Genomic DNA, 25863 nt, shown 5'->3' on the forward strand with positions numbered 1-25863 from the left:
GGGGAGTGACTCACTCCCCTTTTGTTAAATTAATCACAGGTTTATAAATGAAAATTCATGAATATCAGGCAAAAGAAATCCTGAGAAAATTTAATGTTGCGGTTCCTAAAGGTTTCCCCGTCTTCACCCCTGAAGAAGCCGTCAAAGTTGCCAAAGAAGAACTTGGTGGAAGTGTATGGGTTGTGAAAGCACAGATTCACGCAGGCGGAAGAGGAAAAGGCGGTGGTGTGAAGGTTGCGAAATCACTGCATGAGGTTTATGAATATTCAAAAGCCATGCTTGGAATGAACCTGATTACCCACCAGACAGGTCCCGAAGGCAGAATCGTTAAAAGACTGCTCGTTGAACAAGGGATAAACATAGAAAAAGAACTCTATATCGGAATCACTCTCGACCGTGCCATTTCAAAGAATGTTCTTATGGCATCAACCGAAGGTGGTATGGAAATTGAAAAGGTGGCTGAAGAATCTCCCGAAAAAATTATCAAGGAGACCATCGAACCGTCTATCGGACTTCGTCCTTATCAGGCAAGAAAGATTGCATTTGCTCTCGGATTAAGCGGAGTGCAACACAAAAATGCTGTCAATTTCCTCCTTGCACTCTATAAGGCTTACGATTCTACTGATGCTTCACTTGCAGAGATCAACCCGCTGGTTGTCACCAAAGAAGGTGATGTAATGGCTCTTGATGCAAAAATGAACTTTGATGACAATGCCCTTTTCCGTCACCGCGACATAATGGAATATCGCGATATCGACGAAGAAGATCCGCTTGAGGTTGAAGCTTCAAGATACAACCTGAATTACATCAAACTCGATGGAAATGTCGGTTGCATGGTCAATGGTGCTGGGCTGGCGATGGGTACAATGGATATCATTAAACTTGCCGGTGGCGAACCTGCCAACTTCCTTGATGTCGGTGGCGGTGCCAACAAAGAAACAGTTTCCAACGGGTTTAAGATCATCCTTTCAGATCCGAATGTGAAGGCAATTCTTATCAATATCTTTGGTGGTATTGTAAGATGTGACCGTGTTGCTGAGGGTGTTATCAATGCTGCAAAGGAAATTGAAATTTCGCTGCCAATAGTTGTTCGTCTCGAAGGAACAAATGCCAAAGAAGCAAGAGAAATGCTCGCAAAATCAGGTCTCAGCCTGATTCCTGCTTCCACTCTCGCAGATGCGGCAGAGAAAATTACCCGTGTTTTGGCAATGAATAATTAATATTTATTGCGTATCTTTTATTTGTATCGTTATTTTGAAAAGGATTTGAATGTCAGATTTTGAGAGAAACAGTTATGATTTTGAACGGGATGATTTCAGCGAGAATTTCCTGAAAGAGATCATTGAAAAGTGCAAACTCATGCTCTCTGGCGATCTCAAGGAAGAGGCTATTGAATATATCGACAATTCAATCGAAATTCTTCTTGATAATTACCGCTACGAGGAAGTACTCGAGCTTGTTAAAGATTTGATTGCTGCCAATCCTTTCAACTATGAAAACTATTACAGAGCGGGTTTTTGTCTGTTCAGGATGAATGAACCCGCTTTGGCTTATCGCAGTTTGAGTAAAGCACTGTCGCTTAACCCGAATAATACTTCCATCCTGATCGAAAAGGCAATGGTTTGTATCAATCTCAACAGATTGAAGGAAGCCACCGGGTACCTTAAGACTGCCTATGAGGTCGATAAAAACGACTCCAGAACATTTTTCTCTTATGGCATCATTTACAAGAGAATCGGGAAATATCACAAAGCGATAAAATTCCTTAAAAAAGCAGTTTCTCTCGACCCTGAAGATCCGGATATCCTTTTTCTTCTGGCACACTGCTATCGTGATATCAACAATCAGGCATTTGCGATGGACACGATAGAAAAATATCTCGAACTGGAACCTAAATGTTCCGATGGCTGGATGTTTAAAGGACAGATTCTGGAAAGGCTTAACCGGGTTGAAAGAGCGCTGAATGCATTCAGCACTTCCATGGCTCTCGATCCGCTAAACCTCTCTTCCCTATTTTCGTTCGTTGAATTAAACATCGGCTTGCGCAAATACAAAATTGCTCTTGAATCGTTGAATACCGCCCTCCTGTTTCACCCGGAGAACTTCACAATTCTGTTTAAACTGGGAGAAATCTCAATCCTGAAACAGGACTTTTTTGCAGCCGCAGAATTTTTTACCAAGGCTATTGAAGCTGACAGAAAGTTTTCTGCAGCTTATATCGAAAGAGCTTACTGCTACCTGAAAACCGGCGACTACCAGGATTCCTTAAGAGACTTCAGGGATGCGCTCGTTTATTCCACGAAAGACGGAAAAGGACTGTGGGGCAGCTTTGGCAAGTGGGGATTCAGACTCGGTGATGATGACAAAGAGTACATCTCTCACTTTGAGGATATCCTCTCAATCGATGCGGAAAACGCTCTTACCTGGCACCAGCTCGCTGAAATCAAGCTTGACTATAAGAATCCGCACCATGCTTTTCTTTGTGTAGTAAAATCGCTCTCTCACAAACCAATGAATGGCAGATCATTTTTCCTCCTGTCGCGACTCGCCTATAAACTTGGAAATAATAAACAGGGTCTCGCCTACCTGCGGACTGCATTCAAGTTTGACAGGTCGTTGCTGGCTGATTTTAAGAAAAAGAATCCCATCGTCTACTATTCGAGGGTATTCCAAAGCCTGTTTGGCGATTTGATAGAGAAATAGTGGGAAATTCTTCATTCACCCCGGATACTGTTCTGACCGGTTTGCTTTCGCATCCTTCGAAGCACTCTTTTTCACCGTCAATCCATAATACCGCAGCGAAGATTCTGGGGCTCGACTTTGCTTACCATGCTTTCGATGTGCTGCCCGAAAATCTTGAAGCGGCACTTTCCGGGATGAGGGCGTTAAATATTAGAGGTTTTAACCTTTCATTACCCCATAAAAGAAGGATTCTGCCATTCCTCGATGAACTCAGTCTCGAAGTGAAATACACCGGTGCTGCAAACACAATAGTAAACAGAAACGGTTTATTAAAGGGATTCAACACCGATATTACAGGCTTTTCAAAGTCATTGGAGCTCTATTCAGACCTCTTTACGGGACAACCGGCTCTGGTTCTGGGTGCGGGTGGATCAGCCTCGGCTGTAATCTATTCTCTGATCGTGGATTTCAAAATCAAAGATATTATCATCACAAACCGTACTCTTCAAAACGCCTCTCTACTCGTTTTAAATTACTTGACCCTGTTCAAAGGTGTAAAGTTTCGCGTAATTCCCTTCGATGATAAACATATGAAGGAAGCGATAAATAATTCAGGAATTATCATTAATACCACTTCGATTGGAATGCATCCAGATGTGAATGAGATAGTGGATATCCCCCTTGAGGCGCTCAACAGGGAGACTGTGGTTTTTGATTTGATTTATAATCCGGCGAAAACAAAATTCCTTGAAGTCGCTGAAAAGGCAGGTTGTCTCACACTTAACGGGTTGTACATGCTGTTATTCCAGGCAGCAGAATCGTTCAAAATCTGGACAGGCAAGGATATGCCTGTGGAAGAAGTAAAAAAACTCCTTCCACAGTTTTAATATTGTTATTTTAGATTTGCCAGCCCGGCTTTCAACCGTCTGATTCCTTCCAGAATATTTGCATCTGAACAGGCAAAAGACATTCTGACACAGTCATCATTTCCGAAGGCATCTCCCGGTACAAGTCCGATATTCACTTCAGCAAGAAGATAGGTACACATGTCTGAAGATGAGTCAATTGCAGTACCATTATACTGCCTGCCGTAATACTCTGAAACATCGAAGAAAACATAGAACGCCCCTCCCGGTGTCGGACATTTGACCCCGGGAATTTTAACCATCTCGCTCATTATGAGATTTCTTCTCTCTTCAAATTTTTTCGCCATCATTTCGAGATCATCAGTCGGTCCGTTCAATGCAGCCGTGGCAGCTTTCTGAGAGACAGAACATGCGTTGGATGTACTGTGACTCTGAATTTTTGCAGCCTCATCAATGATATACTTCGGTCCCGCAGCATATCCTATTCTCCACCCGGTCATCGAGTAGGCTTTTGACAGTCCGTTCACAACCACAGTTTTATCTTTCAATCCGGGATATTGAGCAATGGAATAATGCTTTATGCCATCGAAGATGATCTTCTCATAGATTTCATCCGACAGAATCAGAATATTTTTGTCTGCCAGCACTTCACCCAAAGCCATAATTTCTTCCGGTGTGTAAGTAGCCCCTGTGGGATTGGAAGGAGAATTGAAAATAAACACTTTGGTTTTTGGAGTGATTGCAGATCTCAATTGATCGGGGGTGATTTTATATCCACTCTCTGTCCCGGCATGAATCACAACCGAGACCCCCTGAACAAGTTTAACCATCTCAGGATAACTTACCCAGTAGGGTGACTGGTAAATGACCTCATCTCCTGGATTGCAGACCGCCATCAGGACATTATAAAGTGAATGTTTCGCACCGTTGGATACAAGTATCTCCTGAGGTGTGTATTCAAGATCATTGTCTTTTTTAAATTTTGAAACAATCGCGGCAAGCAGATCAGGTGTGCCAACATTAGGTGTGTAATATGTAAAATTTTTATTTATTGCATCTATTGCAGCTTCTTTTATAAATGATGGAGTCGGAAAATCAGGTTCACCGGCGCTGAAACTTAGAACATCCTTTCCTTCCGCTTTTAATTTTTTAACCAGTGCTGTAATGGCAAGTGTTGCACTGCCTTCAACAGTCGAGATTAATTTAGACAATTCAAACACAATAAGCTCCCGTGTTTATTTGGAAAATTTCTGCCGAAGTGCGTCCTGCACCGGAGAAGGAACAAAATCTGAAACATCCTGCCCCAACATGGCAAGGTTTCTTATTAATGAAGAGTTCACATAGGTGTATTTCTCATGTGGCATTAAAAAAACAGTGCTGATATCTTCTGCAAGCTTTCTGTTCATGAGAGCGAGCTGAAACTCATATTCAAAATCCGAGAGTGCCCTTAATCCTCTAATCACCGCCACAGCCCCTTTTTCAAGAGCATGTGCCACGAGCAGACCGGAGTAGGTACTCGTCTCTACACGATCCACACCTTGAAGACTCCGGTTTAACAGCTCCAGTCGCTCATCAACTGTGAAAAGAGGTGTTTTTGCCGGATTGATTCCAATACTAACATACACTTTGTCAAATATTTCAATTGCACGCAGCACGATGTCGAGATGACCGTTTGTAACCGGGTCAAAAGTGCCCGGGTATATCGCTATTTTACTCTTTTTTGAAGACATTATGATCTTTTTTTCTAAACTTTTTGTTGATCTCAAATATAGTAGTTTGACCCTTCGGAAACCGTTACATCTAAATAATTTAGGTATGGCGGTACTCAAAAAGCTCAACTTATGCTCATTTTATCCATTTCTTAGGCAAGAAAAGTGCCATTAATTGGGGTCAAATATACGAAATATGAACGAAATCAGGTCTAAACTTGAGTAAATTGTACACAAGTTCTTCAACATTCCACGAGCTCGAGCTCGGTTACATTCTCAAAAAAATCTTCTTTACTGTTCAATATTCTGTATGTTCTTGAAGGATCGTGCTCAAGCTGGTAATATTTGTACGGAGGATAATTAAGCCCGGATACTGTCAGTCTTACCGTTCGTTTATTTTGTGAGAGCAGATTATAGAGAATTGTTTTACTGTGATTCCAGAAGTTGTTTGCTCCCGTATATGCTCCGTTAACATAGAACTTTATCGAATCGGTTCTCACCCGTCTCACCAGATCATTGGCGTCCCCCGAATACCAGGCGGCAAGATTCTTACTCAAACTGGTTCCCAGGTAACTCACCATATCAGTCGGACTGCAGGGAGTGGCGATATACAGATCTCTTTGGTCGCTGCTGTCTGCAATGTTCCAGGTCTCCTCATCAGGATAAAAATCGTACCCGTCAAACGAAGTGGCGCCGGTTTCATTCATCTCGTGCACTTTCAACGCCTTTATCGGTTTCTTAAATTTTGTCTCCGGAAGCGAAAGATAGTTGTGTTTGTAGATTGTCGTAACAATGTCAATTACTCCACCGGCAGAGTATCCCCTGTAATACATCGGTAATAGATACGCTTTCCCCCTGTAAACCACCAAGCCACTGCAGAGCGTAATCATTAAGCTTTTGATCACATCCTTGTAGTTTTTGAAAGCACCATTAAAGAAATTGACAATAGGAACATAAAGCCAGCTTATTATCCCCGCTCCGCTGTCCTGTGTGATGAAATCGGATGGAGGCATATAACCGGTTGCACTGATAAAGGTTCTCGTGAGGTCGTAATCTTTATATCCGGGTCCCGTGACAGTCCCCGGGAGTTCCGTTCTGTTGATCAAATCGTTCAAAAACCGGGTGATATTTATCCAGACATTCTCGTCACCTATTGCGGGATCCACCCATGCACGCCCGTTTAAAGTGTTGGGTAGTATTCCCATGTAAGTAGTGTTCCAGTCCGGATCCCACTCCTTCATCAGAGCCATCAGATCGTAAACCTTCACCTCAATCGTCTGCTCAAAATCGGTATAAATCACATTGTACTTGTCAACTTTGCTGTGGTGAATTACTGTGTAGCTTGTACCGGTATAAAACCGTACTGAAACCCTGGCATCATATCCGCTGAATAAATTAACATAGTCGCTGTATAGCGTTTTATCCGCAATCCTGACCTTAAAAGTGTAGTTCCCGGGCATGATACTAATGATATCAGTATCATCCCCTCCGTAGCTGAACGAGGATGCTTCCAGCAGATCAGCTTCCAGATCACTGCTCCACGGGTCACTAAAGGAGATATAATACAGTAGCTTCATCGGAGATGAGGGTGAACCGCCCGGTATTTGTCCCGTCGCTTTAAGTATGCTCATATTGCCAGCCCGTCCCGGTAATTTATTCGCTCCAAGGATCCTTTAAGACTGTCAAGTCCAAGATCAAACCTTACCTTATAAGGCCACTCTTTGAGAGCTCGCATCAGATCGGAATTGCTCCCTGAAATCATCAAACCGTCTTTCTGCAACATCGCCCTTTGAACCGCGTTTGCTGTCTCTGTTGCAAGGAGAACCTGTCCGGATGCATAGTCCTGCATCGGTGTGATTATTTCAGGTCCGTTCTCCCCAACAACTGCCCCGCCTTTTGCATAACCGGGCACTTCGGTTGCTATGATGTTTGCCACCTGACCGAGTCCTGCGGCGATAATAGTTCCCATAAGAATTGGTCCTAATATCGGACCTGCCTTCAGAGCCGTCACAGCAGCTTCATAGGTGCCGATGGTAGCATTAGCTATCGCAAATGCTTTATATGCCACAGTATTCTCGGCAAAAATACCTTTCATATTAGAGAGTATCTCCCTTGTTTTTCCAAGCCGGTACTCGCTTTCCTTTTCATTTACCTCGGAGTTCTTCTCTTCATGCGTTCTGTAGAGCTCGGCCCTTTGCTGTTCGGTGAGTTCATATTCTTTCAGTTTTTCGCTCAACCATTCATCATTCTTCTGCCTCATAACATCAAATTGTTTTGCCTCGCTCATTACTTGAGAATCAAAAAGCATCTTTTCAAAATCATCTTTTTTCTTTAAGTCTTCTTTTTCTTTTTCAATCCTCGCATTCTTTGTTTTAAGCAAATTTAAAGCGATCTCATGCTCGATGTCAGAAACATCCTTGCCATATTGCCGGTAGAGAGCGAGCTTCTGTTCCAGATGCAGCTTCTCATTTTCCAATTCCTGAAGTCTGGTGAGGTCTTTACCATCTGATTCCGCTTCCTCCAGATCCTGTTTTCTTTTTAGAGCTTCGGCATCTGCCTTGAATTGTTTATCAAGTGCCTCTTTGCCGTGCTTTATTTCAGATTCGAGTATCTGTTTATGCAAGTCCAGGGAAGCAAGTTCGAGACGGTTCTTTTCATCCTGAGTGAGACCGGTCAATTTCATTGCCTGATCTGCGAGATCTTTTTTCTTTTTCAGGTAAGCGAGTTCTATTTGGTACTTGGTCTCTTCATCCGACTTAATGTTTTCAATGTCGGTTTTTCTTCTCTCTTCTTCAAGATCGGAAAGGTTTTGTTCATATCCCTTAAGTACCGAGGGTTTTTCCTTGCTCCCGCCCCCTGCCCCTGAAGGGCCTGAGGAACCTGTCACCACCGTAGCTTTCATTGCGTCTGCTTTTTTAGTGATATCTTCCAAAAGTTTGTTTTTGTCACTGAGTTCGTTCTGGATATTCGAAATTTTCTTATCTATTTCTAAATTGTTATTTTTTGCATATGCAATGTCAGCTTTATTATAGTTTCCGTAAAAGCCATAAACCGGAGTTGGAACATCTACTTTGCTTTTGGGGAGGTCAATTAGTTCGAGTTCCTTCTTAGCGATATCCTCTGTTACCAGAGCCGCCTTCTTTTCTAGAATCATTAACTTGATTCTCATGTCAAACTGCTTGTTGACCCAATCTTTCCAAATTCCCAGTTCCTTTTCAGATGCCGTATTAAGATTGATATTTTTAATCAGATCGGGGTACTCCTTCGATATCCTTGATGCGAGGACATTCCTCTCTTCACTCTTGGCATTCGTCTTCGAAAGCTCATTTGCCAACAAATTATATCCAACCTTTTTCGCCTGCAAAGCAACAACCTCTGTGTTATCGGTGGTTGCCTTTCTTTCAAGTGTTTTCTCATAATCTTCCGTCTTTTGTTTTGCCTCGTCAATATTTTCGCTGAGAGTTGCCCAGATGGTGGCAACCGCACTCAAACCCAACATGATCCATCCTATCGGACCCAAAGACGCGAAGAACGCTTTCACTGACATACCCGCCGCAGTCATCGCTCCTGCAAACAATCTGCCTTCCATCGCAGCCAATTTTAGTTGTACCCTTGCAAGACCAAGAGATGTTGACATTTTTGAAAGGTTAAATACCCATCCGTGTGCCATGCTTATAAAAGATGTTCTCAATATCATAACTGATACACCAAGAGCAGCGACCAGTGAAGAAAGAAACGCTATTACCGGTTTACCCTCTCGTAATGCTGTCATCAGCGTTATCACTGCCCCGGTAACCAGGGTAACCATATAAAACTTTGTACTCAGTGTGTTTCCGAGAAGAAGAAAAGCAGTAGTAACAAACCCTATTACACCTATTGCAACTCTCAAGCTTGCTGACAAACCTTGTACCCAGTTGTTAAAAGCGATTATAATTTCTCCGACAGTTTTTATAACGGGTAAAAATCCCTCGGCTATTTTTTCTTTTACACCCTGAAAACTTACCCCCATCTCTTCAAGTGTATCGGCGTTGTCTCTCTGTTTTTTAGCCACATCATCAAGCGTCTGCCCGGTAAGTTCAATTACAGCTCTAACCCTCAGTCGCTTTTCCGCTTCGCCGTCAAGCTGATCAACCGTTTTCCCTTCGGCAGCCGCCAGATCGGAGAGTTTCTTTTCATATACATCCTTCTGGATTCCGAGATTTTTTAATGCTCTTGTAGCTCCCTCAGTGGTGAATACCAGAGCCTTGAAATTGTCGTCAGTACTTCCACCGAATTTGTCAGCGGCATCCTCTGCAATGTTGAAGAGTACTGCCTGATCTTGAAGAGTGACCCCGAGTTCCGTTGCCTGATTGCTCAGTTCAAGAAGTGTTGCCTCTTTCACAGTCCCAGCCGTCGCCTGCTGAAACAGTTTGATATCTTCGGCAGTCCCCTTAAAGTTATCCCTTAACACCCCTAAAGTAGCAGATGCTTTCACATCGTCACTAAAACCGAGTATAAGACTCTTTGCCACTTCAAGACTCTGATTAAGAGCAATCACACGCCCCGCAAAATTATCAAACATATTCGAAGTTCGTTTTATGTTTGCTTCGGCGGTTCGGGTGGATATCGCCACTTCAACTCTTTTCGACGCCGATTTCAATAAATTGGAAAAGGCGTTACCCGCCTTCTCCAATTCCTTTTCAAGTCTTTCAGCATTACTTTTTAAGGTGATTACCACTTCGTTCATTTACTGCTCTTTTCCAATTGTTCTACAGATGAAATTAATTCGTTAAGTTTGTTTTCTCTCTTGCGGTAGTAAAACTTGTAGATGAGTTCCATGTTGGTTTCATCCATTTCCCGGCACCTGGTGGGGTCACCGTCACTCAAATAAAACTCCATGTCTTCTATCTCATCCAAATAATTCAGTTTGAAGTATCTTGCTTCATCCTTCACTATTCGTTTTAGTTTTGCAAGCTCAGTCCGCTCTCTCCCTGAAAGCTTTCGAATCTTTGAGTGAAACTCTCCATCAACTTCATCTTTGAGTCGAAAAAATCAGTAACAATCCTCACCAGGGTTTCGTCATCGATCTCCTCAAAAAGTGTTTTGTCAGTCTCTTCAAATATCACGCAAAGCACCTCTTCTATCAGATCGTTATCCAACAGAAAGAGCAGTTCATTCTTAAGATCTTCCCCGGGCAATTTCCCCAGAAGTTTCCTCAGTTTCTTGTACTGCTTCAGCTTTATCTTTTCAATTTTAGGGTAGGTCCGCTCGCCAATCGCGTACATTTTATTCCTCTATTATTGGTTGTTCTGGTAATTCTGTGTTTGGTACATACTCTATTTTTTCGCAGATCACTTCAACTGTAAAGTTCTTCTCAAAGAACTCAGGTGGCAGATTCGCGATGAAACCAACTCCTTTGCTCATGGGTACTACAATGTCACCCGCGCGGAATTCTTTCCCCCGGGTGTTGCTGACTTCGATCGTACCGGTTTCTTTGGTTATTGTTACCATTATTTCCTCATAACTATTCTGTTTGTCAAATCCATGTTTACGGCAGAGAGATTGTTCCCATATCCGGAATAATCCTGCAACATATTAGCTATACTGCTTCCATTTTTCGGGTCTAACCAGAGTACCACCTCCGCTCCACCGCCTGTAATAGGTTGACCTATTTTGTAGGTGGTTGGATTGAAGTCGCTTTGAGATATGTTGTTGAAACGGATTATTTGCTTAGCTCCTAATAATCCAGCAAATTTTTCAGCGTTTGCATTATTTGCCCCTAGGTTTGTTTTTAATGTGTAAATTATTTTCCCTACACCACTACAAACAACTCCCGCATCGGTAACACCGTTTTTGGTGATTTTTAATTTATCGGTTCTATTTTTTGAAACAAATACATTTGAAAATGTATTTGCTGTGTAAGTGGTTAGAACATTATTTACCGCTAGATTTCCTGTAACACCAATATTGGTTCTTATATATCCATCTGAGCGAAGTTCTGTGTAATTGAAACCATCATGATTAAGTATTGTTTGAGTTGCCAGAGTATTAGGTTTAATCGTATATGCTTCAACGGAATCATAAGCCTGTGTAAGTGAAATCCCATCAACATAGCAATTACCAGCGCCAGACAGATACATTTTTGGAACTTCACCTGCGTTTAAAGCTGTTGCGTCTGCTGTTTCCCATAAAAAATTAAGTACAACTTTTGTCCATGCCGTAGTACTTATTATTGTACTTGTTACAGTTTTTGTACCAATACGAAAACTTAAAGTTCTACTTGCTGTATCGCTTTTAAGAAATTTTTCCCAAGTGTATTTATTCCCCACAGCGAGGCTCTCAAATGCCGTAATGGGTAACGAAACATAGTTTGTCGTAAAATCCCCTGCTCCACTTGCTGAGATGAGAAGTGAAGCTACACCTTCGTACTTATCGACAGTACTTCTTGCTGCGGAATGGTTTCCACTTCCAACCCAATCAATTGCAGTATCGGCAAAAGTGCGGTTATTCGAGTGCTTGATTAACTCCCAACTTTCGTTCAGATCGAGCTTCCAGTCAGGAGTGAAGTTGAAGAAATCGATGTATCCCGTGCCGGAGGCAATGCCGAAAGAGATACTGGTACTCACAGCGGTAAATGTTACAATAACCGTGTTCCACTGGGTGGTGGCGGCGATAATAAAGTAGTCTCCGGATCCTGCAACCGAACCGATATTCAAGGCGGAATCACCATACCATCGGATCCGCATCTTATATTTCTGGCCGATCGTCAGTCCACCGTAGATAGCGCGGGCAGAAGACCCGGCAAGCTTCAGCACCATCGAAGTTGTCGAGCCGGATATCCCCACCTGATTCCATGTTTCCCCTGAACCTTCCAACCATCCTGCTGGTCGGGATCCTGCGGGGTAGAAATCATTCTGATTGCCTGTAAGCAGGTTGGTCGGTAGCTCCCTGGTCAGATATTCGTCAGTTCCATTGAACTGGAGCGCGTACTGATGCAGAAGCGGAAGATACTTCTTCCGCTTCAGCTTCGGGGTGTTATGGTCCCGTGAGTTCATTAAACTGCCCTCCTGCAGGTTATATGCCCGGCAGGTGAACTTGCGTGTATCTTCACGCCAACAATCTTCCCATAGAGCGTCTTACCCTGATAATGGGTAATGCAGTTACCGATGGTAGAGTCGGCGTTCTTCTTTGTTGCAGCTTCACCGGAGCCAACAGGATAGCCGGTCTTGTATTCGATCTCGGCAAGTATCGTATCTTCATTGAACTCGATGCACCACCAGTATTGTCCTGCAGGTGGGGTGTACTTCACATTCTTTGTCGATATGTTATCAACACCTATGTCAGTCATATTTTATGCTCCATTGAAGATTGTTTTCCATTCGTTGTCATCCTTAAGTTTAAGATCATTCGTCGAGGGATCATAAAGCAGATCACCATTTTCGTAATCACTTAGACTTGCGGTTGTTTCCGCGTCTTTGTAGTATATGCTTTTTTTTTGACCGAGCACAGGTATTACCGCTTCAGTGGGTGTGCCACTGGCGAGGGTACCTCCGAACATAGCAGTGGTTTCACCATCGGTCATTTTGAAAAGCTTGTAGGTAAGGTTCCCTTTTGCCGCCATTGTCTGACAGTCATCTACAGTGAATTTCATGATATAACTCGTTCCGTCTTTTACCTCTATTTCGGTATCACTACCATTCAAAGCAGAAGACTTTTTGGAAAGAAGTGCAATTCCCTGTGTGTAAACCACGGCAATCATCTTGTCGGCAAGTACCGCCCCGGTATCATCGATTTCGAATGATTGTGCTGATGAACCGTCAATCACGGGTGTTGAAAAATTTTCAGTTGTCATTTCTCTCTCCTATATGTAATAAGTGTATTTACTGCCATAGCTGCCGGTTGCCTTGTCAATCAGAGTAACCGGTACATCTCCTGCAAGTACGATCTTCACTTCCCGTTTCTCATCCGAAATCTCGAAGTCGGATTTAAGGGAAAGAACTTTCGCATTGAAGATGTGCTCCTCATACTTCCCGCCACCGTTATTCTGTTTGATAACAATTCGGGGATTTGCGTCAAGAAGATTCTCCCATGCCTGCAACTTGTCTTTGTTCGCCTCGGCAACAGTGAACTGCCCTTCAACTGAAATGAAGTCACAGATTGTTCTGTCGTAGATTGATTTTCTCCCCTTGGTCTTCATGGTGAAATTCATGTCGAGAAGATTCTCTATATCAAACAGAACCGTGCCTGATCCCTCCCCAAACTTCACACTGTCAAGGTATGGACTGTTCATCTGTGAAGGTGAATATTCATCCAGCCCGATAAAACTTAACGGTTCATTTGTTACAGCATCGTCGAGCAGGAGCTGGCTAAGTACTTTCGGCATTTTCACTTCAAATGAAAGCTTCGCAATCCTTTCATCCTTTGTCATCTGATACTCTACATCCAGTCCCATGAACCTCTGTCCGTCGAATCTGAAGCATCCGCCGAATGTCCGTGTAAGCGGATCGAAATCGGTTACAGCCGTAGCCTCGGCAAGGAACTCACAATCAACACCATTTCTCCTAAGGTGCTCCAAAAGGTAATACCAGAGTGGTCTGTCGATGTTATACGACTCAACCTCTGCCTTATACCTTGCCCAGTTTTTAAGGTCCCTTCCCTTGGTATCTTTCACGGTTTCATCTGTCTTCACCAGGTTTGATGATTTTCTCACATCAAGTGAGATCGCTGCAAGTGCGGGATCCGAATAGGGTGGCACTACCCCTTTCTTCCAAAGCATGATTCTTTTTAAGCCAACAATACTTGTACTCATTTTCTAACTCCTGTCAGGTTTTTTGTCCAAATCTCAAAACGACAATGTCGGTCTGTTCATTAATTATTTCTTTGATTTTATACTCTTTCCCTCTAACTGTCACGGTGTCACCCAGGGCAACTTTACTTAAGTCGGCACTCTGAATAAAGCAGGTGATCTCGTATGTCTCCATCTTCCCCAGGGCGTTCTTAAACCCGCCGTTACTGCCGATGTAGTCGACATCTATAATCCCCTTGATCTTCGTCAGTTCAATAAATATCTCTTCTTCAAGACCCGAATTAAAGGCACAGCTCAAGTCAATCACAATCAATCTCCTTCCGGTACAACGGGTGGTGGCAAAGGAACTGCCGGTGAGTAGAGCTCGTAATATCCAAGCATCATCCCGACAATTCCAACTCCGGCAATAATATCCTCTTCGAACACTTCCATGTCGTCACCTGTGAAATTCATTTTCACGCTGCCGTAAGTGGTGATGAGATACTCCCTGTTGTTTATCAAAACTCTGTAAATATCATCCATTGCCTTCCTGATCAGCTCGGGTGTGTCGGTTCCCGAAGCACAAAACACGACAATATTGAGACTCAATTTGATCTCGAGGTTAGGCAGATTTATCCTGTCACCCAACTCACTGGAGGCATCCTGAACCTCAACCCAGAGATCTGTCCCCTGTGCTATCTGTCCGGGTTTCCAGCTATAGACACAATTCGAGAAATCGCTGTAGTAACCGTTCTCAACAGTCACAGTTTTCAGCTTGTCGATGATGCTCGATACTATGTTATGCCGCTTCATTTGGTGCCTGCAGAAGGTTTGTCGTGGCAGGGATAATTCCCTTTTCGATCATGTAACTGTTCTCCTTCGCAATCTCATCCATCACTTCGTAGAAGTCCCTTCCATTTTCGGCAATCACTTCCGATCTGCTTTTGATCCCCGCATTGATGGCGTTGATATTTGCGTTAATTTCTTTCAGCGGGTCGACCCACTGCCACCTTGGTCCCACAAACGACGGTTGATTCAATCTCTCAAAATTCCTCAATCCAAGATTCATTTTCCCGAGAGTAAGGGACATCTTCAACCACTCTTCAAAAACTCTGGTAACGAATTTTTCAATAATCATTTCCTGAGCATCTTTGAAATTTTCCCGCTCCTCTTGTGTACCGTATCGAATGGAGCTGTAATTCACAGCTTCAAGATCCTGCGAGAGAGATACATAAGAGATGTTGAGCCCGGATGCAATAAGCATCATGATTCTTTTTGTGAATGGAGCAAACTGTGCCTGAGGGTATTCAGGATTGTAGCCGATAAATTTGACACCGACAGGTAATACTTCTATCGTACCCGGTTCCGTCTTTGTTGTCTCAACCGTCGCATCCTCCTCACCGAGTCCGAGTACTTTCGGATCCTCTGTCTGATAGAAACCCATCTTGGCAGCACCTGCCCGTGAATTCACCAGCGCCCCTTCAATGTAGCCGTTCAAAATTCTAAGCGCAAGCATAACCGGTGCAAGCCAGCTCCATCCTCTGGTCTGGTCAGGTCTGTGCATCTTATAGAGATGAATTATCTCTTCGGCAGGAACTCGCACTCTCACACGCGTATCGAGAGACATCCCCATCATTTCAGCACGGGGATTTTTTTCGGTGACATAGTAGGCAACCGGTTTTCTGAATCCATCCATTTCAATGCCAAGGCGAACTATGTTGCCGTTAGGGAGAACTTCGTTGTACTGGTCGTCGATCAGGGCGGGATCTATCACTTGCAGACTTATTCCGTAAGGATTTCTTTCGGTGTCCTTAACAATTCTCACAAAGAACTCACCGTCCCTTGGTATCCCTCTTGCAGCCGCTTTACAGATTTCTCTGAAACTCATACGCCCGTCAACACTGGAAGAACGACACCATTTTTTCCATTGAGCTTCAATCTCTCTGTTGGTTGCTTCATCGAAGACATCCCCCTTTTTAATCTTCATTTGAAGCATGTATCCGTTGGTACCGACAAGATTCGTCTCGAGGATGCCAAAGTATCTCGAAGCAATCTCCGAATTCTTTTCGAGATCCCTCGCTCTCATTCTGATCTTTGCTATGTCACCTTTAAGATCGGCATCAATTGACTTGTAAGAGACAAGCCAGTCGGATACAAATCTGGTTGCGGCGGCGGCAGCGAAATTGCGGGTTTTCCCGATTGTTTTGCGAAATCTGTTTTTAATCCAGGAGAACATCATTTACCTGTCAATATTAAGGTTATGCCTGCACCGGCTGTAACTAACGATCCAAACCACCAGGATTCATACCATGCAGGTTCAATTACTGTTTCCCTGGTGATCACAAGGGTGTCAACCCTGGTAAGCTTTACAGTGTCAACCCTCACAATCTCCCGGTTTACTGTGAGTAACTCTATATCAAATTTTAGGGAATCGACAGCAGGGTAAGTGGTAACCCCGAGATCAATCTCACCATCCTGAAGAGAGAATGTGGTATCTACTTTTGAACTGTCGCTGCCGTACCTGATTATTTTTTCGACAGGTACATGAACGATCTTTTCAAACACACGGGAAAAGAAAACGGTATCAGGTTTGCCCTGGACAAATACAGTGTCCTGCTTGCCTGTCTTAAATTCTTTTGTTTCCTTCCCGGGCACTCGTTTTACTTTCGTAAAAACCAGTACTGCCACAATCAGAGCGATAAGCATAAGCACCACCCAAAATCCTTTATCCATCCTGACCTGCCTTTTTTGAAAGTACATTGCCGGCATAGAATGCACCGGTAACGGATGCGATCCCTACGCCAAGCTGAAAAGCAAAAGTCGGTACCTCGGGAGAATTAATTTTGCCGGTGATCACGACCGTCAGGAACAGTATCACATACACGAATAGTGAAAGGAGAAAAGCTGCAAACTTTCTGAATCCGATTTTAGGAATCATGTATGTTCCTTTCCATTTGGGACTTTGCCCAGTTGAGCACCGGTAACCATTCATTCCTAAATTCCCGGTCAGCGTTATTCCTGTTTATCTCGTTTTGCATCACCCGGTTTTTCATCTTCTGTACATCGTCTGATATTGCAGTAAGTTTCTCTACAATCTCGGTATGCCGGGAAAAAAAATGGTTTTCCAACACCCCTTTTAATTCATCAAACCTTTCCTCAAATCTCCTGCCAAGAGTATCGATGTCTGTGTTTACCGTAGCAAATCTGTTGAGATAATCTTTTTGAATCTCGGTCTGATCGTTTTTTACTTTTTCAATAACACTGCTATATTTTTCCGCTTTATCCCACATGAACTTCAGGAAGAAAGCGAGCATCGCTGTGATCAATACTACAGCGCCGCTCAAAACGGATAAGATAAATGATTCTGTCATTTGCCTGCCTCCGCTTTTAACCGGTTATATTCAGCGTCAAAATAGATTTTAAACCGGTTCCAGTCCCATGCCGGCCCGATGTCATACTTATCTTTGCGAAAATGCGTGTGCGTCGTGATTCCAACGAGCTTTTCATTGTTCTCAACATAGTCCAGATTAGTGTTGATTATTGGCGGGATCCCGAATGCCAAACAACGCTCAGCCGCCCATTTTCCCACATTCTCGTATTGAGCTTCGGTGAAAGTCGCCCAGTGAAAAACTCCTTTGAATGGAGTCTTAAAACTGACATACTCACCCTTGTATATATTCCCGTAGCAATCCACCATAACACCGTTTCTGTTCCAGAGTGGCCCGATGTTTTGAATCTCTATCCCAATCGTTCGCATCTCATTAAAGAGAGTTGAACCCAAATGAAACGCCCAATACGCAGGTGCAAATAATTCCGCAATCACTCCGTCACGCCCGCAGGCATAGGTAGTTGCGACTTTTCCGGGTTGCTGATCGAAGTAGTTACCGGTTGCTATGGCATCTCCGTAACCCGCAGTAAAGTGAAATGTGAGAGCGTTTTTCTTTGTTATCTGGTCAACATATTCACCATATTTTAAATATCTGCCGACTAACTTGTAAGCGATTCTTTTTAATAAATTCATATCAACTCCACCTCTTGTTTTCAATGTGATATCTAACCGTGAAGCCCAAGCTGAAAACAACATAAAAAATGATGACGGTAATCAAATCAAACTCCGATGCCACCAGACAAAGCAGAAGAATACCTGCAGATTTTGTTAAGTGGAAACCATCTTTGAACGGAGCTGCGAGATACTTCATCACGAAATCCAAAATTTTATTTTCATATTTCCAGTTATTCGAGATGTACCATTTTGAATTTGGGAACCATACCGAGTTGTGTCCGCCAAGCTTGTAAATATTCCTGTATATCTTTTCTGATTCTGCAATGAGTATGCCACCCAAAAAGAGTATCGCAAGATCAATAAACATTTTATATTCCTGTTTTCGTTAATAAAAACCGTCCGGCAGTTCCGGGTGCGTCAGACCACCGGACGGTAGCGGTATGATATTAGCTTATGTCATCTGCCCATGCAAACGATTCCTCGTGTGCAAAAGCGATGTCAGTATCGGCGTTCATTGTGAGTCTTACGAGACCCTCAGTGTCCTTGATGTAAGGGTTCGTCAATATCTCGTATGGTCCCCATGTGCCTATATAGACATTCTCATAGTTGCCATAAAAGAGGTGTCCGTCTGAAATAGGTGAGAATTCAAGGGCATCGCGGGAAATAATCTTGTTGTCATCCGAACAAAGGAATATCGCCTGCCCTTCTACAACCGGTCTGCTTTGAAGTGTCGCCATAACATTACTGTTCCCTACCCAGTACATTCTCAGCCCCGATGCGTTAAGTTGCTTCACAGCGGCTTTGAACTGAATCAGCTTGTTTCTGTTGGTGTCTGCGGCAGTTACCTTGGTTGCATTCACTAAATCTTTAATGCCCGAGATGGTGGCAGATCCTTCGTGAAGAACTTTGGCGAGAGTATTCTCAAGCGATCTGAAAATTGAATTTCTTACAATCAGCTCGATGTTGAGATCAGACTGATTCAAAAGTCTTCTCGAAAGCTCGGTGAAAACACCCCCCTTTTTGGGTGACATCTGAACCTGTCCGTCATCAAGTGTTCCCTCGGCTACAGCAGCTATTTCACTTGCTGCCCAGCCAAATCCGAGATCACTGTTCAGTTTCGGGATCTCGATGTTGCCAACAAGTCCGTTCATCATGTTTACGCCAATGAGGTCGAGAATGTTTTCAGGTGCGAGAGCATCAATGAAAAGATCACCTCTGAAATCGGTACCTACAAATTTGTTGCCTGTTGCAACTGCTGCTCTTTTCCCTCTTTTGGATGTGAAAAGATTTTGTGGCACGAGAAGACCTTTTGATCTTTTGTCAAATTTCTTCGAGAGCTCGTTGTGTACTTCTTTCTCGAAGCAATCATCACCATTAAGGATTGATCTGATACCTCTCGAAAGTGAATATTCCCTCAGGTTCTCTTCATCAAGATGAGCCTCGGTGCTCAATGGTTTCGAACTGGGAATGTGTTGAAGCACATACCCTCTGTACTGTTCAATTGTGTAGTTTCCCTGGATTGCAAAATCGTAGGGCAGATTGTGTGAAGTGCCAAGAGCTCGAATTTCTTCGGTTGTTTTTTGTCTCTCTTCGGCGGCTATATCAATATCTGGCATTGTTATCTCCGGTTTATTTAATTCGTTATTGTTTGTAAAATCTTGTTCTTTCGTATCCGGTTCTTCCCCGGTTGATATGTCACCGGTATTAATTGATCTGCCTACTCCGACTGTATGATCTGCCGGCACCGATACGATGCTCACTTCCAGAGGAGTCCATCTGAATATCCTGAATAAAGGTGAGTCGCTCTTTTTCGCATCGGGGTGTTCCGACACTTCCTCATAATCGTCATATCCGAAGTCATATCCAATTGAAACATTCCTGCGGATCCCGTCAATCACATCATTGAACACCTCTTCACCGAGAGATCCTTTACTGAATCTTACGGTTGCATACAGTCTTTTGTCATCGCCGATGAAGGCATCTTCAACCACTCCTATCAGGTTGTTAGCCTGGTGGTTCAAGAGCACATTTGCTCCATCCTTCAGCCGTTCGAGGTTTACTGATTCCTGATCGTGTACCAGTATCTCTCTGTACCATCCAAAATCAATTTCTCTCTCGGAGGAAACAGGCATCGTTATGGTCCTGTTTTCCCTGTCGATCTTTGATTCGTTTAGCTCGGCTCTTTGTCCGTGTGACCTTTGAGGTTTGCCGACAAGGTCTTTGAAATTTTTATTCATTTCTCTTTTAGTCTCTTCTGTATGCGTAGAACCAAAGTTTCAAAGTGGCATCTTTCCTGTTGCCGGTGTAGCCAATAATCTTAAACCGGTAGTAAGGATATTTCCCCTTGTTCAGATTTGCAGTACTCTTCGTGAATGTTTCCGCAGAGTCCGCAAAGAGTGTGTCCACTATAAACCAGGTAGAGTTATCGTAGCTTCCTTCCACCTTGGTCCGTATGTACGGTTTGCCTGATGCTGATGCAAGCAGATAGCTGAAGCTGAAGGGATAAGTGTCCCAGTCGTAATTCTGGAAATTACCCAAGCCGAAAGCTTTCGTGCTCAAGGTATCCGTTGAATCAACGGAAGCTGTGACCGTGATCAGTCTGCCACCGGTTATATTTTCAACTTTCATTGTCTGGGCATTTACCAGGGCAATTGTCGGGATGAAAAACAGCAGCGTGAAGATTAATATTCGTTTCATCTTGAAACCTTTCTTAGAATTGAATGTAGATTTTTTTTGTTCCAAAGCTTTGCTTCCCGTTCTCCTGTCTTGCTTCTGCATCAACCAGTGCCTGCAACTTCGCTCTCGAGGTTATAAGCTGATCGTGTGTCATGTACTCAATCTGGGTTTTGCCGACATACACTTTCAACTGCTCTCTCGATGCCTGCCTTAGAAGTGCTGCCTCGATAGCTTCAAGCGCAATTTTGTTGTTGCTCTTCTGACCGAGTACTTTGATGAAGAATGATCCTTCGAGCACAGTGGTCTTGTCGGAACCGACAGTCACATAGGCACGGTAGAAATATTCTCCGGCAGTAAGGGAGTTGGTCTGGGAAGTAGTAAGGGTAAGGGAATATCCGCCGGCAGATGGAGATGCCGTCTTTTCAGTGATGGCGGTGGGTCCGCTAAACTGGAAGTTGCAGGTACCAACAAGGTCTGTTGGCACCTCGAGCGATATGCTGTCGCCGGGGTAAAACTTCATTAATTATTCTTTCAAAATTCTACCCACTAAAATATAGTGCAAAAACATCAATTTAAATGCAGTAGTACTGCAGTAAATTGGCAGTTTACTACAGTAAACGGGTTACTAAAAAGGGGACAATTTACCAATTTTTTTAGATTTTCGGGGCAAAAAGGAAGCGGAAAGAAAACGGGGTAATTTTGAGGAAATTTGAAACACGAAAAAAATATTTTTTGCGGGATTTTTAGAAAAGTGTATCGTTATGATACATTTTTCTTTAAGGAGGGAAAGTTGGTCTTTCCTCATTTTTGTAATCTTTCTCTCCCAATTTTGCTTTCCAATGTGCTTCAGATTCCAACACGGATTCAATTTTTATTATCTCATCAAAATCTTCATGGAAGCTGTAATAGGCAAAGAAAGCTGCAACTGCAAGATCAAGGAATTCTTTTGCAACATGATCCTTTGGGTAATGTTTCCATATGGCATCCATTACTTCATGTAGTTCCTCGGCACAGATACCGTAAGCTTCATGCAAGCTGACGAGAGGTCTGGTGCCGTGTTTCGCATTTCGCTTAAGAAAAGCAAGCTTGAAGGCGGGATAGAACTGATCTAAAACCTCGTTTGTAAATTGAGATATCTGTTTGTCTTTAGTCATCTTATTGCTTTAAATAATTATTTGTAAATATAATTTCGTTAGGCATTTTGACATCCAATATCCTGCCTAATACTAAGGATACATTAAACTTCTTTTTTACATCAAACCCTTCATACAGCCACATATTATTACAAAACCTTACTTGAAGAGGAATGATGAATCTTGTTTGCAGCTCTGCTTCTTCAGTCAAGTAAAGTATTTCTGCAATCTGTGATACGGCGGTGTCCAACATTTGATTAGATACTTCATATCTTTTCATTTTTTTTTGCTCACGGATATAACGGGCGGTGTTCGTCGGAAAAAATAAATGTCACCACCGCCCAAAATTGTTAGTTAGTTCGAGTACCGGGCGGTACCCGTAAATCATTTGGCTGACTGATAAATCTTATCCCTTCGTTGTGAGACCCTTTCTGTTTGTTGCTGATCCTGTTAATTACTTGTTTAGAAAATTTGCATCCCATGTGCTGCCGCCTGATTTCCGTTTAACTTTCGGTGATGGTTTAGTGATTACGAGCTTCTGTTGTTTCGGCTCTTCAACCTCGATATTATCGAGCAGGTAACAGATATACTGGGTAGGACTCATACCCATCCTCTGTGCATCCTGCAGAAGCTTTTCATCATGCGGTTCTTTAATATCAATCCTCATACCATCCCATTTACCAGTTGTTCACAAATCCACCTTGACGACGGGGTAATATCCGTTGCACAGGTTTCGGTTTAACTTCCTTTTTTGCAAGGTCTGCTTTCACTTCTTCTGTCTCTTCGGAAGGAAGTTTTCCCCGCTTCAGTTCAATTCTCTTTTTTAACGCATTCCAGTTAACCGGTTGTATGCTGATCGCTGCATAGTTAAGCAACCAGGTATCAAGAGCTTCATTCCGTTTTTCACCATCCTTCTTCACATAAACCGTGTAGGTGACCATGCCGCTTTTCCGGATGATGCCAACCTCGGAAGCAAGTTGTTTGAAGTATTCATCATCGCAGTACTCTTCTGTAAAGTGGATATACTTCGGTCCCGGTTCCGTAATTTTCAATCTTGTTTCATAGAGATGCGACTTCGCCTCGTTGGTACCAACTCTCACCAGAGTCAGTCTGTCATCATAAACCTTGCTTGACGATGTCAGGGGCGCCGCGTAACGACCGACACCCTTGCTCGGTCTTACTCCGTCAAAGCGTCTCCGGAAGCAGTAGTCATAAACCATCTTCATCTTTCCCTGGTATCCTGAGTCGATCAGGGTGAGGGATATTTTCAGGAGCATTCCATCAGCTCTTTTCCAGGTCTGCTTCCTCAAATTATCCAGCTCGTCATACACTTTCCGGTCATCTATGTCACCGTAAATCTTGAAGTATCCAAGCACCCAGCATTCCTCCCCTTCCCCCCATCCGCAAACCTGTGCTTCAAGACGGTCAACCTGAACATCCACACCCATCGTAAGGACAAGCACACCCTCGGGAACGAAAGGATTTTCATCGGTCATATAGTTTTCAATTCTCTCCATCAACTGATCGGAGTCATACTCAACTTCGTGTTTCACCTCATACGATTCACCAAGTGTGGTATTCACAAAAGCTTCATAGCTCTCTTCATTTCCCTGTGCCTTTATGTAACTGTTCACAATCGTTTTAAGCGAGCTCAGGGTGCTGCTCAGCTCGTTGATATGGAAGGAAAGATGTGATGTCACCTTCGGATTATCAGCAACCCAGGTTCCCCGTTTCAGCATCTGCTGCCGTTCCCCTTCGGTGATCCCGTGCCCGCAATCGATACACTTGATACGGGCTGTCTCCGGAAAGTGTTCAACCGGTTCCCCGAACATGTCAAGCTCTTTCTCCCAGGTTACATTTTCCCACTTCAATATCTGCATGGTACCACACTTTGGACACGGCACATGGTACTTGTGCTGGCTTCCCTGCTTGTAGAATTTTTCAATCCTGTCGATGTTCTTTCTCGTCGGTGTGCTGCAGCGGATCTTTTTGCGTCTCCCCTCAAAGGTCTGTGCACGCTTCTCAGCTCTAAGTATCGGATCCCCTTCCCTCTGTTGTCCCGGTTCAAGAGAGTTGATATCGTCAGAGATGATGATCGGGATCGACATCTGTCTCAAACCGTGAGGTGAATTGCCTCCCACCATCTTCAGATAACCGCCCGGATAGAGCATGAAAAGTTTATTCCCCTCTTCACCTCTCCCCCTTTTTGCCCTTACTTTTTGCTTCAGTACCGGAGTATCATCGATGGTTTCACGGAGCTTTGTATCAGAGAAGCTGCGGGCTACATCCAAAGTCGGAAGGAGCATAAGCACCGGCTGGGGAATGATGTCGATGGTGTAGCCAATAATGATCAGAAGAAAGCTTGTCTTACCGATCTGTGCCGAACCCATCACCGTGATCTCCTCTACTTCGGGATTCACATAGCTGTCCATAATGAACTTCAGGTGAGGAGTGTTATCGGTTCTCCATGGTCCCGGCATGTTCGAGGTTTCAGGAAGAATATAATTCCTGTCTGCCCACTCGCTCGGCAAGAGATCAGGTGGCAGTTGAAGGGATTTCTGAAACTCAGAAATTAAGTTCGTTATCTTCTGTCTCTGATCCGCTATCATCTTCGTCTTCAATGTCTGTAAAATATCCGGGTTTAAGTTTCGATATGTCCTCACGAATCAGGTTGATTTCTTCATGGATTGCTGCAAGGGTGATGCTGTCTCCGTTCACCCGCCGGTTTATTTTCACAGCGAGACCCTCAAGAAACTTAACGATTACTTTCCCCATCGTCACCCAGGTGCTCTTCACCAGCTCCACTTCGATGTACTCACCCCGAAGTTTCTTCAGCTTGATCTCTCTTTCTTCGTTCCTCATTTCCTGCTCAACTTTGCGAAGCCGGCTGAGAGTCTGATCACCTGATTTTAACTCTTCGTTTTCCTGCCTCAACTCCCTGATCAGCCACCTGGTGCAGGCTACAAGATCGTAATTTCCACGCTGCTCACGAGGCATTCCCTTCTGTACCCAAAGCTGGATAGTGCGTTCATCTCTGTCAAAGAAGTTTGAAATGAACAGAAGATCGACAGGAAGACTGATCTTGTTTATATTTTTATTGTCATCACTCATGATTTAGTACTTCACTTTTAATTAAAAACCGCTAAAACGAAGCGAAAACGAACTATTTCGTATTGAAAATTTACAAATGTTGCGGTTGAGCGTCCCCGCTAATGAAAACCTGTGGAAGTACCTTGTCAATTTCCCGACTCCTTTAGCAGGCGATCGAGTTCTTTAACATAGTTTTCCTGAAACTTTGCTGTCAGTTCATCCATTGCTATCCTGCTGCTGATCAGACCTGCCACCGAACCCATACCGTACTCTTTGATGCCGAGTCTTTTCTTCCCGATGCGGTAGAACACTCCGAGGTGTCCGCTCTTCATCTTTGCGATGAAGGGTTTCATGCCGCCCGGTTGCTTCACCTCTTCACGCCTGCCACGAATGTATTCGATTGTAGTTCTGTCTACGAAATCCCTGTTTCGCTTTTGCACACCGCTCTCCTTAAGTTTCTTTTTGTTCCCCGCACCTGTTACAAATTTCTTACGCTCACCTGAGCTATAGGTTTGTACCGGTCGAAAGAGTGAAGCGGACACAGGCAATGCCGGCATAATGATCCTGAATGTGTCGTCATCTTTGATGCTGGTTCTTAGTCGGGTCTTGTTGTTAAGATCAGAGAGTCTCATGTTGAATCTGCTCATCACAAGGTTTTGCACTTCCCTCAGTGCTTTACGACCGGCACGGTTCATAGCTCGCCTGTTTGCCTGCTTCACCGTGATCTCCAGTTGTTTGAATAGTGGTTGACTCATTATGATTTCTCTTTCTTTATTTTCATTTGTTTAAGATTCTGATTCGTTATCTGCTTTTCAATTGTTACAGATGTTACAGTTTTAAAGTATGTTTTAAACTTATACTTATATATAGTTTGAACCCTGTATTTTTGTTGTAATATCTGTAATATCTGTAACAACGGATTAACCCCTTGTAAATAAAG

31 protein-coding genes are annotated in these 25863 nt (G+C 43.5%); 3 read left to right on the top strand and 28 right to left on the bottom strand.

Annotated elements, in window-relative coordinates:
* Positions 1–47: 47 nt before the first annotated feature.
* From sucC to aroE, 3 genes are read left to right on the top strand one after another with little or no spacing between them, the layout of a single operon-like run.
* Positions 48–1220, top strand: coding sequence for an ADP-forming succinate--CoA ligase subunit beta (sucC, locus tag LCH52_05380; protein MCA0387908.1), 1173 nt, complete (start codon positions 48–50; stop codon positions 1218–1220).
* A 49-nt stretch (positions 1221–1269) separates the two neighbouring features.
* Positions 1270–2703: a tetratricopeptide repeat protein gene (locus LCH52_05385; protein ID MCA0387909.1), complete on the top strand. Its 1434-nt coding sequence runs from the start codon at positions 1270–1272 to the stop codon at positions 2701–2703.
* On the top strand, positions 2703–3569 hold the full coding sequence (gene aroE, locus LCH52_05390) for a shikimate dehydrogenase (GenBank protein MCA0387910.1): 867 nt from the start codon (positions 2703–2705) through the stop codon (positions 3567–3569). Before LCH52_05385 ends, aroE begins: the two co-directional genes overlap by 1 nt.
* Positions 3570–3574: 5 nt before the next feature.
* On the opposite strand, the gene LCH52_05395 is transcribed toward aroE, so the two are convergent.
* The 28 genes from LCH52_05395 to LCH52_05530 form a co-directional block, all read right to left on the bottom strand.
* The gene (locus tag LCH52_05395; GenBank protein MCA0387911.1) at positions 3575–4768 is read right to left on the bottom strand and encodes a pyridoxal phosphate-dependent aminotransferase; all 1194 of its coding nucleotides are present in this window, start codon (positions 4766–4768) and stop codon (positions 3575–3577) included.
* 15 nt (positions 4769–4783) lie between these two features.
* The gene (gene coaD, locus LCH52_05400) at positions 4784–5278 is read right to left on the bottom strand and encodes a pantetheine-phosphate adenylyltransferase (GenBank protein ID MCA0387912.1); all 495 of its coding nucleotides are present in this window, start codon (positions 5276–5278) and stop codon (positions 4784–4786) included.
* Between the two features lie 221 nt (positions 5279–5499).
* Positions 5500–6888 carry a hypothetical protein gene (locus tag LCH52_05405; protein ID MCA0387913.1) on the bottom strand — a complete coding sequence of 463 codons (1389 nt, stop codon included), beginning with the start codon at positions 6886–6888 and terminating at the stop codon, positions 5500–5502.
* Positions 6885–9983 (bottom strand): hypothetical protein, encoded by a 3099-nt coding sequence (locus tag LCH52_05410; GenBank protein MCA0387914.1) that lies wholly within the window; start codon positions 9981–9983, stop codon positions 6885–6887. The genes LCH52_05405 and LCH52_05410 overlap by 4 nt, the downstream gene beginning before the upstream one ends.
* Complete coding sequence (locus tag LCH52_05415) at positions 9980–10189, bottom strand: hypothetical protein (GenBank protein ID MCA0387915.1); 210 nt, start codon at positions 10187–10189, stop codon at positions 9980–9982. The genes LCH52_05410 and LCH52_05415 overlap by 4 nt, the downstream gene beginning before the upstream one ends.
* Before the next feature lie 8 nt (positions 10190–10197).
* On the bottom strand, positions 10198–10521 hold the full coding sequence (locus LCH52_05420) for a hypothetical protein (protein MCA0387916.1): 324 nt from the start codon (positions 10519–10521) through the stop codon (positions 10198–10200).
* 1 nt (position 10522) lies between these two features.
* Complete coding sequence (locus tag LCH52_05425; protein MCA0387917.1) at positions 10523–10747, bottom strand: hypothetical protein; 225 nt, start codon at positions 10745–10747, stop codon at positions 10523–10525.
* A complete protein-coding gene (locus LCH52_05430; GenBank protein MCA0387918.1) occupies positions 10747–12291 on the bottom strand; it encodes a hypothetical protein in 1545 nt (514 codons plus the stop codon). The genes LCH52_05425 and LCH52_05430 overlap by 1 nt, the downstream gene beginning before the upstream one ends.
* Complete coding sequence (locus LCH52_05435; protein ID MCA0387919.1) at positions 12291–12584, bottom strand: hypothetical protein; 294 nt, start codon at positions 12582–12584, stop codon at positions 12291–12293. Before LCH52_05435 ends, LCH52_05430 begins: the two co-directional genes overlap by 1 nt.
* A gap of 3 nt (positions 12585–12587) precedes the next feature.
* On the bottom strand, positions 12588–13088 hold the full coding sequence (locus tag LCH52_05440; protein ID MCA0387920.1) for a hypothetical protein: 501 nt from the start codon (positions 13086–13088) through the stop codon (positions 12588–12590).
* Positions 13089–13097: 9 nt separating this feature from the next.
* Positions 13098–14045 (bottom strand): hypothetical protein, encoded by a 948-nt coding sequence (locus LCH52_05445; protein ID MCA0387921.1) that lies wholly within the window; start codon positions 14043–14045, stop codon positions 13098–13100.
* 13 nt (positions 14046–14058) lie between these two features.
* Positions 14059–14355 carry a hypothetical protein gene (locus LCH52_05450; GenBank protein ID MCA0387922.1) on the bottom strand — a complete coding sequence of 99 codons (297 nt, stop codon included), beginning with the start codon at positions 14353–14355 and terminating at the stop codon, positions 14059–14061.
* The gene (locus LCH52_05455; GenBank protein MCA0387923.1) at positions 14352–14834 is read right to left on the bottom strand and encodes a hypothetical protein; all 483 of its coding nucleotides are present in this window, start codon (positions 14832–14834) and stop codon (positions 14352–14354) included. The genes LCH52_05450 and LCH52_05455 overlap by 4 nt, the downstream gene beginning before the upstream one ends.
* Positions 14821–16257 (bottom strand): phage portal protein, encoded by a 1437-nt coding sequence (locus LCH52_05460; protein MCA0387924.1) that lies wholly within the window; start codon positions 16255–16257, stop codon positions 14821–14823. The genes LCH52_05455 and LCH52_05460 overlap by 14 nt, the downstream gene beginning before the upstream one ends.
* Entirely contained in the window at positions 16257–16754 is a 498-nt protein-coding gene (locus LCH52_05465; protein MCA0387925.1) for a hypothetical protein, read from the bottom strand. The genes LCH52_05460 and LCH52_05465 overlap by 1 nt, the downstream gene beginning before the upstream one ends.
* On the bottom strand, positions 16747–16959 hold the full coding sequence (locus LCH52_05470; GenBank protein ID MCA0387926.1) for a hypothetical protein: 213 nt from the start codon (positions 16957–16959) through the stop codon (positions 16747–16749). Before LCH52_05470 ends, LCH52_05465 begins: the two co-directional genes overlap by 8 nt.
* A complete protein-coding gene (locus tag LCH52_05475; protein ID MCA0387927.1) occupies positions 16949–17392 on the bottom strand; it encodes a hypothetical protein in 444 nt (147 codons plus the stop codon). Before LCH52_05475 ends, LCH52_05470 begins: the two co-directional genes overlap by 11 nt.
* Positions 17389–18042, bottom strand: coding sequence for an N-acetylmuramoyl-L-alanine amidase (locus tag LCH52_05480; GenBank protein MCA0387928.1), 654 nt, complete (start codon positions 18040–18042; stop codon positions 17389–17391). The genes LCH52_05475 and LCH52_05480 overlap by 4 nt, the downstream gene beginning before the upstream one ends.
* Before the next feature lies 1 nt (position 18043).
* Complete coding sequence (locus LCH52_05485; protein ID MCA0387929.1) at positions 18044–18391, bottom strand: hypothetical protein; 348 nt, start codon at positions 18389–18391, stop codon at positions 18044–18046.
* Between the two features lie 79 nt (positions 18392–18470).
* Positions 18471–20261 carry a phage major capsid protein gene (locus LCH52_05490; GenBank protein MCA0387930.1) on the bottom strand — a complete coding sequence of 597 codons (1791 nt, stop codon included), beginning with the start codon at positions 20259–20261 and terminating at the stop codon, positions 18471–18473.
* A 7-nt stretch (positions 20262–20268) separates the two neighbouring features.
* On the bottom strand, positions 20269–20721 hold the full coding sequence (locus LCH52_05495) for a hypothetical protein (protein ID MCA0387931.1): 453 nt from the start codon (positions 20719–20721) through the stop codon (positions 20269–20271).
* Positions 20722–20734: 13 nt separating this feature from the next.
* Complete coding sequence (locus tag LCH52_05500; protein ID MCA0387932.1) at positions 20735–21220, bottom strand: hypothetical protein; 486 nt, start codon at positions 21218–21220, stop codon at positions 20735–20737.
* Positions 21221–21476: 256 nt separating this feature from the next.
* Positions 21477–21854, bottom strand: a complete 378-nt coding sequence (locus LCH52_05505; protein ID MCA0387933.1) for a hypothetical protein — start codon at positions 21852–21854, stop codon at positions 21477–21479.
* A gap of 1 nt (position 21855) precedes the next feature.
* The gene (locus LCH52_05510; GenBank protein MCA0387934.1) at positions 21856–22113 is read right to left on the bottom strand and encodes a hypothetical protein; all 258 of its coding nucleotides are present in this window, start codon (positions 22111–22113) and stop codon (positions 21856–21858) included.
* Positions 22114–22287: 174 nt separating this feature from the next.
* On the bottom strand, positions 22288–22500 hold the full coding sequence (locus LCH52_05515) for a hypothetical protein (protein ID MCA0387935.1): 213 nt from the start codon (positions 22498–22500) through the stop codon (positions 22288–22290).
* Between the two features lie 10 nt (positions 22501–22510).
* Positions 22511–24454, bottom strand: coding sequence for a phage terminase large subunit family protein (locus LCH52_05520; GenBank protein ID MCA0387936.1), 1944 nt, complete (start codon positions 24452–24454; stop codon positions 22511–22513).
* Positions 24399–24944 (bottom strand): hypothetical protein, encoded by a 546-nt coding sequence (locus LCH52_05525; GenBank protein MCA0387937.1) that lies wholly within the window; start codon positions 24942–24944, stop codon positions 24399–24401. Before LCH52_05525 ends, LCH52_05520 begins: the two co-directional genes overlap by 56 nt.
* Before the next feature lie 125 nt (positions 24945–25069).
* On the bottom strand, positions 25070–25678 hold the full coding sequence (locus LCH52_05530; protein MCA0387938.1) for a hypothetical protein: 609 nt from the start codon (positions 25676–25678) through the stop codon (positions 25070–25072).
* Between the last annotated feature and the right edge of the window lie 185 nt (positions 25679–25863).

The sequence above is a fragment of the Bacteroidota bacterium genome, from assembly GCA_020161395.1.
Taxonomy (GTDB): Bacteria; Bacteroidota; Ignavibacteria; order Ignavibacteriales; family Ignavibacteriaceae; genus UTCHB3.

Excerpts from the sequence above, each read along its gene's own strand:
- sucC (MCA0387908.1), top strand. The coding sequence starts at position 48 with ATGAAAATTCATGAATATCAGGCAAAAGAAATCCTGAGAAAATTTAAT.
- LCH52_05385 (MCA0387909.1), top strand. The coding sequence starts at position 1,270 with ATGTCAGATTTTGAGAGAAACAGTTATGATTTTGAACGGGATGATTTC.
- coaD (MCA0387912.1), bottom strand. The coding sequence starts at position 5,278 with ATGTCTTCAAAAAAGAGTAAAATAGCGATATACCCGGGCACTTTTGAC.
- LCH52_05405 (MCA0387913.1), bottom strand. The coding sequence starts at position 6,888 with ATGAGCATACTTAAAGCGACGGGACAAATACCGGGCGGTTCACCCTCA.
- LCH52_05410 (MCA0387914.1), bottom strand. The coding sequence starts at position 9,983 with ATGAACGAAGTGGTAATCACCTTAAAAAGTAATGCTGAAAGACTTGAA.
- LCH52_05420 (MCA0387916.1), bottom strand. The coding sequence starts at position 10,521 with ATGTACGCGATTGGCGAGCGGACCTACCCTAAAATTGAAAAGATAAAG.
- LCH52_05425 (MCA0387917.1), bottom strand. The coding sequence starts at position 10,747 with ATGGTAACAATAACCAAAGAAACCGGTACGATCGAAGTCAGCAACACC.
- LCH52_05430 (MCA0387918.1), bottom strand. The coding sequence starts at position 12,291 with ATGAACTCACGGGACCATAACACCCCGAAGCTGAAGCGGAAGAAGTAT.
- LCH52_05435 (MCA0387919.1), bottom strand. The coding sequence starts at position 12,584 with ATGACTGACATAGGTGTTGATAACATATCGACAAAGAATGTGAAGTAC.
- LCH52_05440 (MCA0387920.1), bottom strand. The coding sequence starts at position 13,088 with ATGACAACTGAAAATTTTTCAACACCCGTGATTGACGGTTCATCAGCA.
- LCH52_05445 (MCA0387921.1), bottom strand. The coding sequence starts at position 14,045 with ATGAGTACAAGTATTGTTGGCTTAAAAAGAATCATGCTTTGGAAGAAA.
- LCH52_05455 (MCA0387923.1), bottom strand. The coding sequence starts at position 14,834 with ATGAAGCGGCATAACATAGTATCGAGCATCATCGACAAGCTGAAAACT.
- LCH52_05460 (MCA0387924.1), bottom strand. The coding sequence starts at position 16,257 with ATGTTCTCCTGGATTAAAAACAGATTTCGCAAAACAATCGGGAAAACC.
- LCH52_05465 (MCA0387925.1), bottom strand. The coding sequence starts at position 16,754 with ATGGATAAAGGATTTTGGGTGGTGCTTATGCTTATCGCTCTGATTGTG.
- LCH52_05470 (MCA0387926.1), bottom strand. The coding sequence starts at position 16,959 with ATGATTCCTAAAATCGGATTCAGAAAGTTTGCAGCTTTTCTCCTTTCA.
- LCH52_05475 (MCA0387927.1), bottom strand. The coding sequence starts at position 17,392 with ATGACAGAATCATTTATCTTATCCGTTTTGAGCGGCGCTGTAGTATTG.
- LCH52_05480 (MCA0387928.1), bottom strand. The coding sequence starts at position 18,042 with ATGAATTTATTAAAAAGAATCGCTTACAAGTTAGTCGGCAGATATTTA.
- LCH52_05485 (MCA0387929.1), bottom strand. The coding sequence starts at position 18,391 with ATGTTTATTGATCTTGCGATACTCTTTTTGGGTGGCATACTCATTGCA.
- LCH52_05490 (MCA0387930.1), bottom strand. The coding sequence starts at position 20,261 with ATGAATAAAAATTTCAAAGACCTTGTCGGCAAACCTCAAAGGTCACAC.
- LCH52_05495 (MCA0387931.1), bottom strand. The coding sequence starts at position 20,721 with ATGAAACGAATATTAATCTTCACGCTGCTGTTTTTCATCCCGACAATT.
- LCH52_05500 (MCA0387932.1), bottom strand. The coding sequence starts at position 21,220 with ATGAAGTTTTACCCCGGCGACAGCATATCGCTCGAGGTGCCAACAGAC.
- LCH52_05505 (MCA0387933.1), bottom strand. The coding sequence starts at position 21,854 with ATGACTAAAGACAAACAGATATCTCAATTTACAAACGAGGTTTTAGAT.
- LCH52_05510 (MCA0387934.1), bottom strand. The coding sequence starts at position 22,113 with ATGAAAAGATATGAAGTATCTAATCAAATGTTGGACACCGCCGTATCA.
- LCH52_05515 (MCA0387935.1), bottom strand. The coding sequence starts at position 22,500 with ATGAGGATTGATATTAAAGAACCGCATGATGAAAAGCTTCTGCAGGAT.
- LCH52_05525 (MCA0387937.1), bottom strand. The coding sequence starts at position 24,944 with ATGAGTGATGACAATAAAAATATAAACAAGATCAGTCTTCCTGTCGAT.
- LCH52_05530 (MCA0387938.1), bottom strand. The coding sequence starts at position 25,678 with ATGAGTCAACCACTATTCAAACAACTGGAGATCACGGTGAAGCAGGCA.